Below are 15757 nucleotides of genomic sequence, written 5' to 3' on the forward strand. Positions count from 1 at the left end.
CGGAACCTTCCCGTCCGTCTCAGCGCTCGACGCCGTCGAGCACGACGCGCAGGCCCGCGCGCACAGGCCGCATGTGCGGGCCGGCGGGGTTCGCCCAGCCCTCGCCGCGGCGGGCGCCCTCGATCGCGGCCTCGTCGACCCGGATGCCGGCACCGGGCTCGTCGCTGAGGACGATCCCACCGTCGCCGAACTCGTGGTCGACGTGCACGCCGTCGGCGAACTCGGTCGCCTGCACCTCGGTCGTGAGGTGGTTCGGCACCGCGGTCATGACGTGCGCGACAGCCGGGTTGGCGTTGTAGCCGACCGGGCTGATCGGCAGGTCTCGTGCGGCCGCCGCGAGCGCGAGGCGGTGCATGTGGCTGACGCCCCAGATGGCGCCGGCCTGGACCACATCGGGCGCTCCGGCCTCGAAGAACGGCTTGAACTGGTCGACGCCCGTGAGGTTCTCCCCCGTTGCGACAGCCGCGCGGATGGCCGTGCTGAGGCGCGCGTGGCCCTCGGCGTCCCATCGGCGCAGCGGCTCCTCGACCCAGAGCAGGTCGACCTGCTCCTCGAGGGCGCTGACGTAGCGGACCGCCTGCTTGACCTGCCACGACTCGTTCGCGTCGAGCATGAGGCCGGGCCGAGAGGTGTTCGCGGAGAGGGCATCGGTGAGGATGCCGAGGCGGCGGAGGTCGGCGTCGAAGTCGAGGCCGCCCTTGAGCTTGCCCGCGACGAAGCCTCGATCGGCGAATTCGGCGTAGAAGGCGGCGAGCTCCTCGTCGCCGAGCGCGATGTCGAGGCCCGAGGCGTAGCCCGGCACGAACCGGTCGCGGCCGCCGAGCAGCCGCCACAGCGGCTCCCCCGCGGCCTTCGCCTTGAGGTCCCAGAGCGCGGCGTCGAGCGTCGCGACGCCGCCGTACGTGGCGCCGGCGTGGCCCGACTTGAACACCTGCGCGAGCATGCGGTCGAAGAGCGCGGCGACGCCACGAGGGTCCTCGCCGTCGAGGGCCGGGAACAGGCGCGCGAGGTCGGCGTGCGATCCGATGCCGACGCCCTCGATGCCGGCGTCCGTCTCGATGATGACGATGGGCACCTCGGTGACGGCCTCGACGATGTGGCCGTTGACGTCGCCGATGGCGCGACGCCAGTGCTGCTGGGCGGTGAGGGTGCGGTACCCGGTGATCTTCATGGGGTCCCCCTACTCCTTGGTTCCGCCGGCGGTCATGCCCTCGACGAGGAAGCGCTGCGCGAACAGGAAGATGAGCAGGATCGGTGCGACCGAGAGGAGCGTCGCGAGGGCCAGCGTCGGCAATTGGATGACGATGCTCGACGCCGTCGTCGGGTTGAACGCGGGCACGTTCGAGAGGAGGTTCGCGAGCCCCACCTGGACCGGGATCTTCTGCCCGCCGACCACGAGGAACGGCAGGAAGTAGTTGTTCCAGTTCGCGACGAAGCTGAAGAAGCCGACGAGCGCGATGACGGGCGTCGCGAGCGGCATCGCCACCTGTGCGAACACGCGGAACTCCCCGGCGCCGTCGATGCGGGCGGCGTTCAGCAGGTCGCGCGAGACCGCGGTCGAGAAGTAGATGTACGTGAGGTACACGCCGAACGGGAAGAACGAGAACGGCAGGATCACCGCGAGCGGGCTGCCGATGAGGCGTGCGGCCGAGAGCTCGAGGAAGATCGGCAGCACGAGCGCCGTGTTCGGGATCAGCATGACGATGAGCGTCGTCACGAGCAGGATGCGGCGGCCCTTGAACTCGATGAGCGCGAGTGCGTACCCGGCGGGGACGCTCACGATGAGCGTGATCGCGAGCGCCGTGAACGAGTAGAACGCCGAGTTGCCGAGCCAGACGGCGAAGACGCCGCTGCCGAACGCGAACAGCTCGTTCCAGTTGGCGGCCAGCTGCTCGAACGAGCCGAAGGCGAAGGGACCGCTGAGCAGCAGCTCGGAGTTGGTCTTCGTCGGCGCGAGCAGCAGCCAGATGATCGGCAGGATGAAGAAGGCGGCGAAGGCGAGCAGTACGACGGCCACGAACGCGCGGCCGATCCACTGCCCTGGGGTGAGTGCGCGCCGCCTGCGGCGCACGGCGAGGTCAGTCACGTTCGAACAGCTTTCCGCGGAAGATGAAGATGGTGGACAGGCCCAACGCCACGACCAGGAGCATGACCGAGATCGCGGCGGATCCGGAGAAGTCGCCCTGGCGGAACGCGTAGAGGTAGGCCAGCTGGTTGAGGGAGTAGTCCTCGGGCACGACGTTCTTCGTGGCCTGCGCGAGCACCTTGGGCTCGACGAAGAGCTGGGTGCCTGCGGCGAGGGACATGATGCCCATGTAGCTGATCCACTTGGTGAGCATGGGCAGCTGGATGTGCCAGGCCACCTGCAGGGCACCGGCGCCGTCGATGCGCGCGGCCTCCATGATGTCGGCGCTGATGTTGTTGAGCGCGCCGTACATGATGACGATCCATCCGCCGGCGCCGGCCCAGAAGGCGATGACCGTGAAGACCACGGGGAGGTTGCCGACGGCGACCACGTTGACGAGCGACTCGTAGCCCATGGCGCGCAGGAGCGCCGAGACGGGGCTCACCGAGGGGTCGAGCACGAACAGCCAGAGCAGCACGCTCGACGCGCCGGCGATGGCGCCGGGGATGTAGAAGAGGAACCGGGCGGTGTCGCCGAGCCAGCGCACGCGGATGCCGTGCACGACGATGGCGAGGACCACGACGAGGACGATGAGGCTGATGAGCCAGAAGACGACGTACAACGCGACATGGCCGACCGCCGGGAGGAACCGGTAGTCGTTGAAGACCCTGACGAAGTTGTCGAACCCGACGAACACGCCGTTGCGGGTGAAGGAGAGGAAGAGCGCGTAGAGCGTGGGCAGCAGGCCGAACGCCACCAGGAGGAGCGTGTAGCCGCTGACGAAGACGTAGCCGAATCGAGACTGGCCGGCGCTCATGCGGCTCGCGCGCCGGCGCTCCGGCCGGCGCCGCCCCGAGGGGGCGACGCCGGCAGGAGCCGGAGGAGCGGTGACGGTCACGTTACTCGACCGTGTATCCGTTGACGGTGGCCTCGTTCTCGAGCTCCGTCTGCCAGGCGGGAAGGAGTGAGACGACCGTCTCGCCCTCGGCCATGCCGGGGATGACGACCTTGGCCCACGCGGTCTCGGGGCTCCACGGGGTCACGTTCCAGCCGCTCCAGATCTGGTTCGCGGCATCCGACATGACGGTCTTGAAGTCGTCGTTGACGAAGTAGCCGGCCTCGGCCTGCTTGTCGAGCCACTTCTCGGCGGCCGACGTGTAGGCGGGGTAGCCCGAGGAGGCCTCGACCTGGAACTCGTCGGCGCTCGTCACGAACTCGAGGAAGGTCTTGACGGCCTCGAGGTTCTCGGAGTGACGCGAGGCGTACCAGATGCCGCCGCCGACGTTGCCGGCCGCGACGTCGCCGCCCTCCCACGAGAGCGGGGGCGCGACGCCGATCTCACCGGCGGGCGTCGCGAGGCCGCCCTGGAAGATCGCTCCGGTGTACCAGACCGGGCCGGGGACGCCGACGAGCTTGTCGGCGTAGTTCGCGGCGAACTCGGCGCTGAAGAAGCTGTCCTGCACGAGCGTGCCGTTCTCGAGCATGCCGTCGATGATCTCGGAGATCTTCTGGGCGTTCTCGTCGGAGGTGTCGGAGTGGAACACCCCGGCCTCGGGCGACTGGAAGACGGGCGACTCGGAACCGCCGTAGTAGACGTAGGTCATGAAGCTGTCGCCCATGCTGCCGAGGATGTAGCCGGGGTGCTCGGCGGCGAGCTGGTCGCCGAGTTCCGCGTACTCCTCCCACGTCGTGGGCACCTCGTAGCCGAACTCGTCGAGCAGCTTCTGGTTGTAGTAGAAGACCGTCTGGGCGAGGTCGTTGCGGAGGCCGTAGACCGTGTCGTCGATCGTGGCGTAGTCGAGCGAGCCGGCGGCGAAGCCGTCGAGGAAGTCCTGCTCGATGAAGCCCTTGTTGAGCGGCGCCGCGAAGCCGGCCTCGCCGTTCGGGGTGTCCTTGGACGCCCAGATCGCGTCGTTCTGCTGCGTCGAGAAGACGACGTCGGGCCAGCCGTCGCCGGCCTGGTCCATGAGCGAGATCTTGCTCTGGAACGAGCCGCTGCCGCCGGCGTTGCCGTCGTAGGTCTCGAGCACCACGTCGATGTCGGGGTACGCCTCCTGGAAGGCGGTCACCGCGGGCTCGCGCGAGGCGTCGACCCAGACGGTGATGGGGCTGTCGGCGACCTGCTCCGCCGCGGCGAAGCCGTATTCGCTGTCACCCCCCTCTTCGGCGCCCGTCGAGCATGCGCTCAGGACGAGGAGTCCGGTGGCCACGACGGCCCCGGAGGTGATCAGCCGAGTGGCTCGGCGTCGGAAGGACGAGTGCTGTGACATGTCGCGCATTCCTGTTCTGGTCGGCGTCTCTGACGACTGGGCACGCCCGGGGTGGGCTTGAAAGCGAGTACATCATACGTCTTACAAAGATGCAAGAGAAGATCATAGGTATTACCACTTACGGCGGTTATGCTTTCCGCATGTCCATCGAGACCCGCGCCGGCGCGGAGCGATCCGCCCCCTACCCCACGATCGCCGCGCGCCCCCGCACGCCTCGCCTGGGCGTGACCGTCGTCGCCGACCTCGTCGACGCCATCGTGCGCGGCGACCTCGCCCCCGGCACCTCACTCCCGCCCGAGGCGGTGCTCTGCGAGCAGTTCGGCGTGAGCCGCACGGTCATCCGCGAGTCGGTCAAGCGGCTCGAGGAGAAGGGCCTCGTCACCGTCGCGCAGGGCCGCGGCACGCAGGTCCTCGGCGCTGAGTCGTGGAACATGGTCGACGGCACCGTGCTCTCGGCCCTCGTCGCGAACGACGCGACGCTCGGCATCCTCGACGACCTCAGCGTCGTTCGCGCCTCGCTCGAGGGTGTGATCGCGCGCGACGCGGCAGCGCGCCGATCCGATGAGGAGCTCGAGCGGCTCCGCGAGGCCCTGCAGCTCATGCGCGACACCATCGACGACGAGCCGGCGTTCAATGCGGCGGATGTCGTCTTCCACGCGACCGTCGGCGAGATGAGCACGAACCGGCTCGCCGTCAACCTCGTGAACATCCTCTTCGGGCAGGCGCGCGAGAGCGCCCGCTTCCACCTGCACAGCCGCCTCGAGACGACGCTCGAGGAACACGAACACGTGTTCGCCGCCATCGAGGCAGGCGACCCGGATGCCGCGGAGCAGTCGATGCGCTCGCACATCGCCGACGCGTGGGAACGTCGGCGGCCGCCGAGCCCCAAGCGCTGAGCCCCGAGCGCTGAGCTACGCGGACTCCTCCACGAACGCGACCCGCGCCTCCAGCCCGAGGAACGCGCCGTACCGATCCGCCGCAGCCTCGAGCTCTCGCACCTCGTCGGCGGCGAGCGCCCGGTACGGGTTCAGTTCGAACGTCACCAGGTTCGCGCCGATCCGGCGCCGCATGCTCGCGAGGATCTGCCCGTCCACGAGCGCCATGCCGATCGCCGTCTCGCGGGTGCGCCGAACGAGGCCGTCGGCGTCGATCACCCAGCGCGAGTCCTGGTAGCCGCGGTACATCTCGTCGAGCACCTGCAGCAGGTGGGCGCCCGGCGGCTCGCTCGAGGGGGCGACGGATGCCTCCGGCTCGCCGGTCGCGTGCCAGAACGTCCGCCCGTCGTGCTCGAACGAGTCGAGGCCGCCAGCCGCACCGGCGATGCCGCGCCGCGCGTCGGTCAGCGTGAGCGTCGCCCAGTACGCGAGGTCGCGATCGGTCGCGGGGCCGTGCGACGAGAGGTACCGCAGGGCGAGCTCGGCGAGCGCCTCGTCGCGATCGCGCGGCGCCGCGGCCGGAACCCGGTCGTCGAGCAGCGCGTAGGTGTGCTCGCCGTCGCGGGGCACGCCGCCGCAGACGATGCCGTGCAGCTCGAGGTGGGCGAGGAAGAGCATGAGCTCGAAGCTGCTGAGCGGCTGGTCGCGCTCCGAGAGCCCGGCGGCGACCTCGGCCCTCGTGCGATCCGGCGTCTCGGCCAGCATCGACGTCACCGCATCCGTCAGCCGCGTCATCCGCTCGACCAGCGGCCGCAACTGCTGCACCGCGACCGGGATCACGCGCGGCGACGTCACCTCGAGCAGCCACCGGAGGTCGTCGACGTGCACGTAGTGCCAGGTCGGGCGCAGCACGTGCGTGCGGATCACCCGGCCCTCGGCGAGCGCCCCCGCGAGGTCCTCCTGCCGCGGCGAGGTCGTGCGGGTCGCGACCGCCCAGGCCGACTGCGACGGGTTCTCGGCCTGCACCCCGAGGAGCGTGCGGACGACGGTCTCGGCGTCGGCGACCGGGGCGGCGAGCAGCTGCGATCGCAGTCGCCGGCGCGCGATCTCACGGTCCGTGGTCATGCCGGCTCCGCCTGCGCGGTCAGCCGCGCGCGTCCTCCAGGTGCGGCGCGCCGCGGCTCAGCACCTTGACGACGAGGTTGTGGCGGCGGAGCGTGCGGATCGTGCGGGCGACCTCCTCGGGCGACCGACCGAGGGCCAGCTCGTTGACGACGACGAGCACGTCGCCGGCCTGCAGCGTCGCGAACAGCCGGCCCAGGCGCTGCTCCCACGTCTCGGGCATGTCGGGCGTCGGGTAGCGGAAGTCGAGGATCTGCACGCCGAACCGCGTCAGCGCGGTGCGCTGCTCGAGGATCGGCGGCATGTCCTCGCGCGGCACGACGAGCCCGACGAGCCGGGATCCCTCCGGCCGCGCCTTCCACCAGTCGTGGTTCTGCTGGAGCTCGACGAAGCACTCGGGGCAGCCGATCGCGTGGTGCCCGGGAGTGTGCATGCCGGCAGCGGCATCCGTCGCGGCCGTCGCGGCACCCGTCGTCGCATCCGCCTGCTGCTCACCCATGTCGATCACCCTCGTCGTCACCGTCTGCGTCACGTTCCATTGTCGCCGACCGCACGGCATCGGCGTACGCTGACCCCGATCGCGCGCCGCGCGCGATGCGGACGAGGGGGTTCCGATGGCCGAGCTCGCACCGATCCAGCCGTGCCTGTGGTTCGACGACCGGGCCCGCGAGGCGATGGCGTACTACGTCGAGGTGTTCCCGGATTCCTCGATCGACCGGATCGACGAGTACCCGGACGAGTCGCTCGACGAGCACTTCCGCGGCATGTCGGGCAAGGTGCTGAACGGGCAGTTCACGCTGAACGGCGTGCCGTTCACGTGCCTCGACGGCGGCCCGCTGTTCACGTTCAACGAGTCGATCTCGTTCATCGTCGCGTGCGCCGACCAGGCCGAGATCGACCACTACTGGGAGCGGCTCTCGCACGTGCCCGACGCGGAGGCGTGCGGGTGGTGCAAGGACCGGTTCGGCGTCAGCTGGCAGATCATCCCCGCGAACATGGGCGAACTCACGCGCCGGCCTGAGCAGATCCAGGTGATGATGCAGCAGAAGAAGATCGTGATCTCCGAGCTCGAGCACGCGTGAGCGACGGATGCCGCGGAGCCCCGACATCCCGGACGCGTTCGACGTCGTGACGCTCGTCGTGCTGCGGCGCCCGGCCGACGCACCCGACATGTCGGAGGCCGAGCTCGACGCGCTGCAGGCGCGCCACCTCGCGTACCGGGCCGAGCTGCGCCGCAGCGGCGTGATCGTCGCGAACGGCCCGTTCGGCGAGCAGACCGACCCGTCGTACCGGGGCATGTCGATCTTCGCGTGCGACCCGGCCGAAGCCGCGCGGCTCTCGGCCGGCGACCCGTCGGTCGTGGCGGGACGACTCGCGTTCGACGTCATGGAGTGGTGGGTCGCGGCGGGCTCGCTCGCGTTCCCCGGGGCCGACGGGCCCGTCGGCGAACGGCGGGCCATGCCGGACTGACCCGCCGCGAGCCGCTCCGGGCTACGCGACCTCGGCCGCGACGCGCGGCCGGCGCCATCCGGTGACCAGCAGCCACACGGTGAACGACAGCTCGGCCACGACCGACGGGATCAGGACGATCATGAGCATGACGTCGGCGATCGCGGCGTAGTCCGGAAGGAGGGTCACGGCCAGCGTGTCGAGGCCGTACGCCGTTCCGGCGACGATGAGGGTCCAGCCGAGCCAGACGGGCGCGATGCGCGAGGCGACGATCATCCGGCCGAGGAGCACGAGGTGCACGCCGAACGCGAAGAGGCCCACGAGCCACGCGTAGTCGAACGCCTCGAACATGAGCAGGCCCGCCTCGGGGCCCATCGTGCCGGTACCCGGGCCGCCGGTGACCAACTGCAGGCCGAGGAACATGAAGACCGCGGCGACGCCGAGCATCACCGTGTACACGAGGCGGAACCAGGCGGCGAGCAGCGAGCGGTCGCGCCCCGCGGGGCGGAACAGCACGTACAGCGCCCAGGCGATGGGCACGTCGATGAGGAACACGACGACGAACGCGGCGAGTCCGCCGCGGAAGAGCGACTCGGATGCCGCGACATCCGCCGCCGTCGCCGCGGCATCGCCGGGGTGGACGAGCGATTCGCGGACGACGAAGTTGGCGAAGATCGCGAGCACGAAGATGGCGACGTAGCCGAGGCCCGCGATGCGGGCGGCGCGCCGGCGGGCCTGCGCGTCGTCGATGTCGGCGACGGCGGGCCGGGTGAGTTCGGTGGTGGGCATGGGGTCCTCCAGGTGGGATCGGACGGTCGTGTGGGTCGGACGGTCGTGTGGGTCGGACGGTCGTATGGGTCGGATGGTCGTATCGTCGGGCGGATCGGGTGATCAGCGGCCGATGCTGATGACGGCCTTGCCGGCGATGCGCCCGGCCACGAGGTCGCCCATGGCGCGGCGCACGTCGGCGAGCGGATAGGTGCGGCCGACGGTCGCGGTGAGCTCGCCGGCGGCGAGCAGGTCGGAGAGCCGCTCGATCGCGTCCTGCTCGTGGCTCGAGATGAAGAACGTGAGGCGCTTGCGGGTGAACAGCGAGCGCAGCGGGGCGCTGAGCTGGCGCTGCAGGCCGCCCGTGAGCCGGCCACCGCCCTCGCCGCCGACGATCACGAGGGTCCCGGTCGGGGTGAGGATCCGCTGCAGGCGTCGCACAGGCAGCCGGCCGTTGATGTCGACGATCAGGTCGTACCGCTCCGTGCCACGCGAGACGTCGGTCGCGCGGTAGTCGATGACGCGCACGGCGCCGAGCGAGCGGACGTGCTCGGCCTTCTCGGCGCTCGCGACGCCGGTCACCTCTGCGCCCGCCTGCGCGGCGAGCTGCACGGCGTACCCGCCGACTCCACCGGAGGCGCCGATCACGAGCACGCGCTGGCCGGCGGCGACGCGGCCGCTGCCGTGCACCGCCTGGTGGGCCGTGAGCCCGGAGACCGGCACAACGGCGGCCTCGTCGAACGAGACCGACTGCGGCTTGCGGGCCAGGGTGGATGCCTCGGCGAGCGCGTACTCGGCGAAGCTGCCGTCGGCGATGCCGAACACCTCGTCGCCGACGGCGAACCGGTCGGCGCCCTCGCCGACGGCGACGACGACGCCCGCGACGTCGAACCCGGGCACGGGCTGCGTCGGACGGCGGAGGCCGAACATGAGGCGCGTGAGGTACGGCAGCCCCGTCATGAGGTGCCAGGTGCCGCGGTCGAGGCCGGCGGCGCGGACCTCGAGGAGCACCTGGCCGGCCGCGGGGCTCGGCACGTCGATGCGGTCGACGTCCAGCACGTCGACGTCGCCGTAGGCGCGCTGCACGACGGCGGTCATGGTCTCGGGTGCGACGCGGCCGGCCTCCGTGGCGGCGGTGCGCGTCGTCGTGGTCGTGGTTCCGGTCCAGGCCTGCATGCCCTTCTCCTCGGGAGTTGATTCGTACTTAGTACGACTTGGTGTGAGACACTACTCGTACTTAGTACGATGAGTCAAGACCGAATGATGGAATGGATGCCATGACCGATACGACGACGGCCGAACGCTCACACGTCCGCGGCTCGTTGAACCGCGACCGGGTGCTGCACGGCGCGCTCGAGTTCGCCGACCGCGAGGGCATCGAGCCCCTCACCATCCGTCGGCTCGCCGACCACCTCGGCGTGAAGCCGATGACGATCTACCACTACGTCGCGAACAAGGAGGCGATCATCGACGGCATGATCGACCTCGTCTTCGACGAGATCGAGCGCCCGCCGGCCGACGGCGCCTGGCGAGCGGGCATCCGTTCCCGTGCCGCCTCGCTCCGCGAGGTGCTGCGACGCCATCCCTGGGCGACGCCGCTCATGGAGTCCCGCACGAACCCGGGCGCCGCGACGCTCGGTCACCACGACGCCGTGCTCGCCTGCTGGTACCGCTCCGGACTCCCGCTCGAGCTCATCGCGCACGGCCTGGCGGTCGTCGACGCCTTCGTCTACGGATTCGCGCTGCAGGAGGCGGCGCTGCCGTTCGGCGACCACCAGGGCGACCTCACCGAGGCGGCCGAGGAGATCATCCTCCCGCTCCCGACGGGCGAGCACCCGAACCTCGTCCGCTTCACGCAGGAGCACGTGCTCCAGCCGGGCTACGACTTCGGGCGGTCCTTCGACTTCGGGCTCGACCTGATCCTCGACGGTCTGGAGGCGGCCGCGCGGCGGGATGAGGACGCACGGTGACGGGCCGCCTCGAGCGCGGCGCAGACGGGAGGACCCGGGCTACAACCCCTCCGCGATCTCCTTGATCGCGGCGAGGCGGCGGTCCCACTCGGCGCCGATCGCCTCGAGCCGCCGCGCGGTCTCGCCGAGCCGCGACCCGAGCACGCGGTAGCGCACCTCGCGGCCCACGCGGATCGGCTCGACGAGGCCGACCTCCTGCAGCACGGCGAGGTGCTTCGCGATCGCCTGCCGAGTGACGGGCAGGCGGCCGGCGAGGGCGGACGCGGATGCGTCGCCCTCGCCGAGTGCCGCCAGGATGCTCCACCGGGTCTCGTCTCCGAGTGCGGCGAACACCGGGACCAGCGTCCCCGTGGTCATGCGGCGCCCTCGCGGGCGCTGCCGAGCACGTCGCTGCCGAGCACGTCGCTGCCGAGCGCGTCGCCGTCGAACAGGGCGACGAGCTTGTCGAGCTCGGAGACCCAGCCCTCGCCGTGCGCGCGCAGGTTCGCGGCCGGGTCGGACGTCAGCTCGAACCCGCTCTCGACGACGGTGAGCTCGGTGGCGCTGTTCACCCCGCCGTCGACCGCGCCGCCGGCCACGGGCCCGACGTCCACCGGCTCGAGGGTGAAGGTGAACACCGTCGAGGTGGCCTCGTCGACTCGGTCAGGCAGATGCCCGAGGGCGTCGTCGTTGCCCCAGCGGTACGTGATCGATCGCGGGGCGTCCATCGCCTCGACCCGGATCGGCACGTCGCCGTAGCCGTCGAACGTCATCGTGCCCTCGGCGCCGACGCCGGAGCCCTCGAGCACGGTGCGCCCGAACCAGCGGGAGATGTGCTCGGGCTCGGTGACGGCGGCCCAGACCTTCTCGACCGGTGCGGCGATGCGGATGGTGCGTCGGACGGTGTAGGTGCCCTCGTCGACGACGGAGGGCGGGTTGTCGGTCATGTTCACCATGATGGTTCCTTTCGAATCGACATGCAACCTTAGAGTTGCATTAACTCTGGAGTTACGCAACCTTGCGGTTGCATTTCAGGGTCGACCCTCGCAGGAACTCCGTGCGGCGCACGGATGCGGTGCCGTTTCCGCCGGGCGTACGTTCGCGCCATGAACTCAGAAGCACCGCACTCAGATGCGCCGCAGTCCGAAGCACCGCACTCCGTCGCACCCGACGCAGACGCACCCACCGCACCGGAACGGGACGCCTCGCGGCCCGGATGGTTCGCCAGGGTCCCGATGTGGGCCCGGGTCACCGTGCCCACCGTGATCGTCGTCGGCGGCGCGGCGATCGTCGCCGGAGCCGTCGCGGTGGGTCCATCCGGACCGGCCGACGCGGGCGACCTGTGCCGAGACGCCGCCACGAGCCGGCTCGAGGGGCGCGGCCACACCGATATCGAACTCGCGAGGTCGCTCCAGCAGGTCGAGGCGGATGGCGCGCAGCGCGTCTCGGGAACCGTCACCTTCGTCGACGGCGCCGGCGCGACGCACCACGCCGAGGTCCGCTGCGTCATCCGGGTCGACGGCGATCAGGCGACCCTCGCGAGCGTGCGCTTCTTCGACTGACGCGCGCCCTCGATCCGGACCCATCCGGAATCATGTCCGCTCCGAACTCCGTGCACAGGCGCCGACCCGACGCCGCCCACGGTACGAGGGAGTACGACATGAGGAACGCACCACGCATCATCGCCGCCACGGCGGCGAGCTTCGCCCTGGCGCTCGGCGGGGCCACTGCCGCCTACGCCGGGCACGATTCCAACCCCTCCGACAAGGTCGCGAGCTACAGCTACGACCTGAACGCGGTGCAGCCGGCCGACGTTCCCGAGAGTCGTGCGAGCGGCACGACGCGCATCAAGGCCCTGCCGAACGGCAAGCTGCAGGTCACCGTCGAGGCATGGGGACTCTCGCCGAACCTCCCGCACGCGATGCACCTGCACGGCGTGCCGGGCGACGCGCCCGACATGGGCTGCCCCGGCCCGGCCGCGGCCGGCGCCGACGGGGTCGTCACCGTGCTCGACGGTGCGCCCTTCTACGGCGGCATCCTGACCTCGCTGACCTCGACGGGCGACGTCTCGCCCGCGAGCGCGCTCGCGCTCGACCGGTTCGCGATGTCCGACGCGAACGGCTACCTGTACTTCCAGCGCACGTTCACCGACATGCCGGGCTACGTCGACGCGGGCACGGTGCAGGTGGTCGTGCACGGCATCGACTTCGACCGCAACGGCATGTACGCCTTCAATGCTGCCGACCCGTTCTCGAGTCGCTCGTCGTCGCTCGGCGCGGGCATCCCGCTCGAGGCGACGGTGCCGGTGCTCTGCGGCGGCATCGCGAACTGAGTCGCGCGTCGCGCAGTCGCAGGCCACGGATGCCGCGGGGAGGGGGATCCCCGCGGCATCCGTCTGCGCGGCGCCCGCCGACCCGGCCGCGGGCACACCCGGCGGCCGGCGTACCCGGCCGGCGGCGCGCCTCGTCTCCGACCAGACCGCAAGGCCTATCGGTTCGACGGCATTCTTGCCAGACTGCACGCGAGCCCACCAGGCAGGGAGGCCGCCGATGCCGCGACGTGTCACCACCCGGAACTTCACGCGGGCCCAGTCGGCTCACCGGTTCGCCGCGCAGGCGCGTCGGACGCCGGTGAACCGCTTCCACCACGAGCGCGTGCCGCTCGCGGAGTCGTCGGCGATCCGCCCGGACCCCGACGTGCTCCATTCGTACGCCGTGGTCGACGTGAGCGAGCGCGCGACGGTCGCGCTCGCGCCGTCCGACGAGTACCAGGCCGACGTGCTCGTCGACGAGGCGCACTACGTGCTCGCCGTCGTCAGCCCGGGCGAGTCGGTGACCGTGGCCGCTGCGGACCTCACGCGCGGGACGCACCTGTACGTGCTCGGGCGCACGGGCATCGAGGGCGGGCTCGCACGCGCCCGGGAGCTGCAGGATTCCAGGCGGATCAGCGCGGCCACCTCGCACCCGTACCGCGCGAGGACCTACGACGACGCATCCCGTCGGTCGGTCGCCGCGAGCCTCGCCCGCCGGGTCGAGGAGGTCGACCTGACGCGCGCGTTCGGTGCGAAGCGCGAGACGGATCGCGATGCCCACCTCGTCGGCACGGCGATCGGCTGGGGCAGCCTGCCGGCCGAGCACGGCGTGTACTTCGAGGCGTCGGCGACGAGCAGCGGATGCGAGATCTGGACGTTCGAGCCTCCGCCCGTCGATCCTGCCAGCGGCTCCTATTCGGTGCTGAAGTTCGACGACGCGGGTCGCCTCGATCCCGTCCTCGGCGGCTACCCGGGCCGCGACCTGGCCAGGAACGGCGACGGCAGCATCAGCATCCGGTTCGGCGGGCCGTCGTGCGCGGCGCATCCGAACGTGATCCCGGCCACCCCGGGCGAGCGCTTCCGCTACGCGATGCGGATCCGGCGACCGCGAAGCGTCGATCAGGCGCGCGCCTACGTCGCGGCGCTGCGCGCGCAGCGGCTGGAGACGGTGCCCGCCTGACGCGCGCGGCGCGCGGGCGCGGGCGGGTCGGCGGTCGCGCCGGGCAGGCCTTCGCGGCTCCCTCGACTCACGCCGCCGGCGCAGCGTGCAGCCACGGCGGTTCGACGTCGTCGCCGATCTCGACGGGGCCCGCCGTCGGCAAGACAGGTTCGGGCGACGGCGGTGCTTCCGGACCGGATCGATCGATCACGCCCGTCGGGGGTGGCGCGCACACCCGCGAACTGCGTGGAACGGGATCGAACGGCACCTCGGGGTACGTCCGGAGCACGTGACCCGCGGGCGATGTCCAGCGGATGACCCCTCCGGGCTCGTTGGCCATGCGCCATCCGCTCTCGTGCTTGAGTCGGTGGTGCGTGCGGCACAGGTGGGCGAGGTTGTCGGCATCGGTGCCGCCGCCGTGCGCCCAGGCGGTCGTGTGGTCGATGTCGGAACGGACGGCGCGGCGCGTGCACCCGGGGAAGCGGCAGCGGCCGTCGCGCACCCGCAGGTACCCGGCGAGATCGGCGCCGACGCGGTACGAGGTGCGACCGTACGACAGCGCGGCACCGGTCTCGGGATCGACGAGCAGGCGGCGCACGCTCGGCGCATGGGCGGCGATGATGCGCGCGGTCTCGGCGTCGATCGGCCCGTAACCGTCGAGTTCGGCCGGCTCGTCGGTCACGCCGAGCAGGCTGAGGACGGGAACCGTCACCGTCACGCGTGGAGCGATGCGACGCGTCGCAGGGGCGACATCGCCCTCGTCGAGGATGCCCGACATGAGCAGGTCGGCGGCGAGGTCGACGCAGCGCTGCGCGGGTGTCCGCACGTCGCTCGGCCCGACCGCGCGAGATCCGGCCGAACGAGCGACGGATGCCGCGGCGAGCGAGTCGAGCCGGTCCACGATCGCGACCGCACGTTCGGCCTCCATGAAGAGGCTGAGCCAGGCCATGCCGTCGGGCGCCGGATCGACCTGGATGCGCCGCTCGTCGGCCGCACGCCGGCGACGGGTCGCGAGCGCCTCGGGGTGCAGCCGCTCGCGCAGCCGGCGAACCCGCTGCCGGAAGGCGCTGCTCGTCCGGTGCCCGGCATCGTCGAGCGCACGCTGCTCGAGTTCGTCGGCCGAGCCGGCCGGCAGGTCGCTCGTCAGCTCGAGCATCGACCGCACGTGGGGCACGCTCACGGACCCGGCGGTGAGCGCGGCGAGCGTGGCCGATCGCGGTCCGGTGAGCCTGCCGGCATCAGCTGCGAGCCGACCCGCGGTCGCCTCGGGCGCGACGAGCACCGTCGCGAGCTCGGCGACGAACGAGCGCGTCGCCATCTCGCGTTCGGCCGACCTGCTCGAACCGGTCAGGCCCTCGACCTCGGCATGGAACCGCCGCGCCGCCTCGACCGCGCGGTACTGCTGCGCCTGCGCCCACCGGATCATCCGCTCGAGGGCGGCGATGTCGGCGAGCGCGTCGCCGAGCTGGTCGCCGGCTGGTGCGTCGGCTGGTCCGTCGGCTGGTCCGTCGGCGAACGGAGCGGCGGTTGGAGCGCCGACCGCGCTGCGCTCGAGAGCGGCGATCGGGGGCGGCGTCATGCGACCAGTCAAGCAGCACCCTCCGACATTCCGGCGCGTGGAAAACCGCAGGCCGCGGATGGTTTCCGCACGCCGTCAGGAGTTCACTCCAGGGCATCCGGCAGGACGCATCCGACCGGACCTGCGCCGCCCGGTGGCGCGCCTCCGCAC

Annotated in this window: 18 protein-coding genes; 7 read left to right on the forward strand and 11 right to left on the reverse strand. The window is 71.3% G+C overall.

Annotated features, from left to right (window positions below):
* Positions 1-19 precede the first annotated feature (19 nt).
* The 4 genes from GJ743_RS03495 to GJ743_RS03510 form a co-directional block, all read right to left on the reverse strand.
* Entirely contained in the window at positions 20-1171 is a 1152-nt protein-coding gene (locus GJ743_RS03495) for a mandelate racemase/muconate lactonizing enzyme family protein (RefSeq protein ID WP_155050551.1), read from the reverse strand.
* A 9-nt stretch (positions 1172-1180) separates the two neighbouring features.
* Complete coding sequence (locus GJ743_RS03500) at positions 1181-2086, reverse strand: carbohydrate ABC transporter permease (protein WP_328288741.1); 906 nt, start codon at positions 2084-2086, stop codon at positions 1181-1183.
* Complete coding sequence (locus tag GJ743_RS03505) at positions 2079-2942, reverse strand: carbohydrate ABC transporter permease (RefSeq protein WP_155050552.1); 864 nt, start codon at positions 2940-2942, stop codon at positions 2079-2081. Before GJ743_RS03505 ends, GJ743_RS03500 begins: the two co-directional genes overlap by 8 nt.
* An 82-nt stretch (positions 2943-3024) precedes the next feature.
* Complete coding sequence (locus GJ743_RS03510; protein ID WP_196216902.1) at positions 3025-4335, reverse strand: ABC transporter substrate-binding protein; 1311 nt, start codon at positions 4333-4335, stop codon at positions 3025-3027.
* Between the two features lie 200 nt (positions 4336-4535).
* Between GJ743_RS03510 and GJ743_RS03515 the strand changes: the two genes are divergently transcribed.
* The gene (locus tag GJ743_RS03515) at positions 4536-5291 is read left to right on the forward strand and encodes a FadR/GntR family transcriptional regulator (RefSeq protein ID WP_155050554.1); all 756 of its coding nucleotides are present in this window, start codon (positions 4536-4538) and stop codon (positions 5289-5291) included.
* Between the two features lie 15 nt (positions 5292-5306).
* Here GJ743_RS03515 and GJ743_RS03520 read toward each other — a convergent pair whose 3' ends face one another.
* Both GJ743_RS03520 and GJ743_RS03525 read right to left on the reverse strand, forming a co-directional pair.
* Positions 5307-6395, reverse strand: a complete 1089-nt coding sequence (locus GJ743_RS03520; protein ID WP_155050555.1) for a winged helix DNA-binding domain-containing protein — start codon at positions 6393-6395, stop codon at positions 5307-5309.
* Between the two features lie 19 nt (positions 6396-6414).
* On the reverse strand, positions 6415-6924 hold the full coding sequence (locus GJ743_RS03525) for a recombinase family protein (RefSeq protein ID WP_328288742.1): 510 nt from the start codon (positions 6922-6924) through the stop codon (positions 6415-6417).
* 82 nt (positions 6925-7006) lie between these two features.
* Here GJ743_RS03525 and GJ743_RS03530 point away from each other — a divergent pair, with 82 nt between their 5' ends.
* Both GJ743_RS03530 and GJ743_RS03535 read left to right on the forward strand, forming a co-directional pair.
* Positions 7007-7474: a VOC family protein gene (locus tag GJ743_RS03530; RefSeq protein ID WP_155050556.1), complete on the forward strand. Its 468-nt coding sequence runs from the start codon at positions 7007-7009 to the stop codon at positions 7472-7474.
* A 7-nt stretch (positions 7475-7481) separates the two neighbouring features.
* Positions 7482-7862 (forward strand): YciI family protein, encoded by a 381-nt coding sequence (locus GJ743_RS03535; protein ID WP_155050557.1) that lies wholly within the window; start codon positions 7482-7484, stop codon positions 7860-7862.
* Between the two features lie 21 nt (positions 7863-7883).
* On the opposite strand, the gene GJ743_RS03540 is transcribed toward GJ743_RS03535, so the two are convergent.
* Both GJ743_RS03540 and GJ743_RS03545 read right to left on the reverse strand, forming a co-directional pair.
* The gene (locus GJ743_RS03540; protein WP_155050558.1) at positions 7884-8630 is read right to left on the reverse strand and encodes a DUF4386 domain-containing protein; all 747 of its coding nucleotides are present in this window, start codon (positions 8628-8630) and stop codon (positions 7884-7886) included.
* A 102-nt stretch (positions 8631-8732) separates the two neighbouring features.
* A complete protein-coding gene (locus GJ743_RS03545; RefSeq protein WP_230386426.1) occupies positions 8733-9785 on the reverse strand; it encodes an NAD(P)-dependent alcohol dehydrogenase in 1053 nt (350 codons plus the stop codon).
* A 101-nt stretch (positions 9786-9886) separates the two neighbouring features.
* Between GJ743_RS03545 and GJ743_RS03550 the strand changes: the two genes are divergently transcribed.
* Positions 9887-10579, forward strand: a complete 693-nt coding sequence (locus GJ743_RS03550; RefSeq protein ID WP_155050559.1) for a TetR/AcrR family transcriptional regulator — start codon at positions 9887-9889, stop codon at positions 10577-10579.
* A 39-nt stretch (positions 10580-10618) separates the two neighbouring features.
* On the opposite strand, the gene GJ743_RS03555 is transcribed toward GJ743_RS03550, so the two are convergent.
* Both GJ743_RS03555 and GJ743_RS03560 read right to left on the reverse strand, forming a co-directional pair.
* Positions 10619-10936: an ArsR/SmtB family transcription factor gene (locus tag GJ743_RS03555; RefSeq protein ID WP_155050560.1), complete on the reverse strand. Its 318-nt coding sequence runs from the start codon at positions 10934-10936 to the stop codon at positions 10619-10621.
* Positions 10933-11514 carry an SRPBCC domain-containing protein gene (locus tag GJ743_RS03560; RefSeq protein ID WP_155050561.1) on the reverse strand — a complete coding sequence of 194 codons (582 nt, stop codon included), beginning with the start codon at positions 11512-11514 and terminating at the stop codon, positions 10933-10935. Before GJ743_RS03560 ends, GJ743_RS03555 begins: the two co-directional genes overlap by 4 nt.
* A gap of 150 nt (positions 11515-11664) precedes the next feature.
* Here GJ743_RS03560 and GJ743_RS03565 point away from each other — a divergent pair, with 150 nt between their 5' ends.
* From GJ743_RS03565 to GJ743_RS03575, 3 genes are all read left to right on the forward strand, one after another.
* Positions 11665-12120 (forward strand): hypothetical protein, encoded by a 456-nt coding sequence (locus tag GJ743_RS03565; protein ID WP_155050562.1) that lies wholly within the window; start codon positions 11665-11667, stop codon positions 12118-12120.
* A gap of 98 nt (positions 12121-12218) precedes the next feature.
* Positions 12219-12890: a hypothetical protein gene (locus GJ743_RS03570; RefSeq protein ID WP_155050563.1), complete on the forward strand. Its 672-nt coding sequence runs from the start codon at positions 12219-12221 to the stop codon at positions 12888-12890.
* A 217-nt stretch (positions 12891-13107) separates the two neighbouring features.
* Positions 13108-14049, forward strand: a complete 942-nt coding sequence (locus GJ743_RS03575) for a hypothetical protein (RefSeq protein ID WP_155050564.1) — start codon at positions 13108-13110, stop codon at positions 14047-14049.
* Between the two features lie 67 nt (positions 14050-14116).
* Here the strand turns inward: GJ743_RS03575 and GJ743_RS03580 are convergent, their stop codons facing one another.
* On the reverse strand, positions 14117-15607 hold the full coding sequence (locus tag GJ743_RS03580) for an HNH endonuclease signature motif containing protein (RefSeq protein ID WP_155050565.1): 1491 nt from the start codon (positions 15605-15607) through the stop codon (positions 14117-14119).
* Positions 15608-15757: the final 150 nt, after the last annotated feature.

The organism is Agromyces bracchium (genome assembly GCF_009709675.1).
GTDB classification, from domain to species: Bacteria; Actinomycetota; Actinomycetes; order Actinomycetales; family Microbacteriaceae; genus Agromyces; species Agromyces bracchium.

Bases quoted from the DNA above. Each gene is read 5' to 3' on its own strand.
- GJ743_RS03495 (WP_155050551.1), bottom strand. From the start codon at position 1,171: ATGAAGATCACCGGGTACCGCACCCTCACCGCCCAGCAGCACTGGCGT.
- GJ743_RS03505 (WP_155050552.1), bottom strand. From the start codon at position 2,942: ATGAGCGCCGGCCAGTCTCGATTCGGCTACGTCTTCGTCAGCGGCTAC.
- GJ743_RS03515 (WP_155050554.1), top strand. From the start codon at position 4,536: ATGTCCATCGAGACCCGCGCCGGCGCGGAGCGATCCGCCCCCTACCCC.
- GJ743_RS03520 (WP_155050555.1), bottom strand. From the start codon at position 6,395: ATGACCACGGACCGTGAGATCGCGCGCCGGCGACTGCGATCGCAGCTG.
- GJ743_RS03530 (WP_155050556.1), top strand. From the start codon at position 7,007: ATGGCCGAGCTCGCACCGATCCAGCCGTGCCTGTGGTTCGACGACCGG.
- GJ743_RS03535 (WP_155050557.1), top strand. From the start codon at position 7,482: ATGCCGCGGAGCCCCGACATCCCGGACGCGTTCGACGTCGTGACGCTC.
- GJ743_RS03540 (WP_155050558.1), bottom strand. From the start codon at position 8,630: ATGCCCACCACCGAACTCACCCGGCCCGCCGTCGCCGACATCGACGAC.
- GJ743_RS03545 (WP_230386426.1), bottom strand. From the start codon at position 9,785: ATGCAGGCCTGGACCGGAACCACGACCACGACGACGCGCACCGCCGCC.
- GJ743_RS03550 (WP_155050559.1), top strand. From the start codon at position 9,887: ATGACCGATACGACGACGGCCGAACGCTCACACGTCCGCGGCTCGTTG.
- GJ743_RS03555 (WP_155050560.1), bottom strand. From the start codon at position 10,936: ATGACCACGGGGACGCTGGTCCCGGTGTTCGCCGCACTCGGAGACGAG.
- GJ743_RS03560 (WP_155050561.1), bottom strand. From the start codon at position 11,514: ATGGTGAACATGACCGACAACCCGCCCTCCGTCGTCGACGAGGGCACC.
- GJ743_RS03565 (WP_155050562.1), top strand. From the start codon at position 11,665: ATGAACTCAGAAGCACCGCACTCAGATGCGCCGCAGTCCGAAGCACCG.
- GJ743_RS03570 (WP_155050563.1), top strand. From the start codon at position 12,219: ATGAGGAACGCACCACGCATCATCGCCGCCACGGCGGCGAGCTTCGCC.
- GJ743_RS03575 (WP_155050564.1), top strand. From the start codon at position 13,108: ATGCCGCGACGTGTCACCACCCGGAACTTCACGCGGGCCCAGTCGGCT.
- GJ743_RS03580 (WP_155050565.1), bottom strand. From the start codon at position 15,607: ATGACGCCGCCCCCGATCGCCGCTCTCGAGCGCAGCGCGGTCGGCGCT.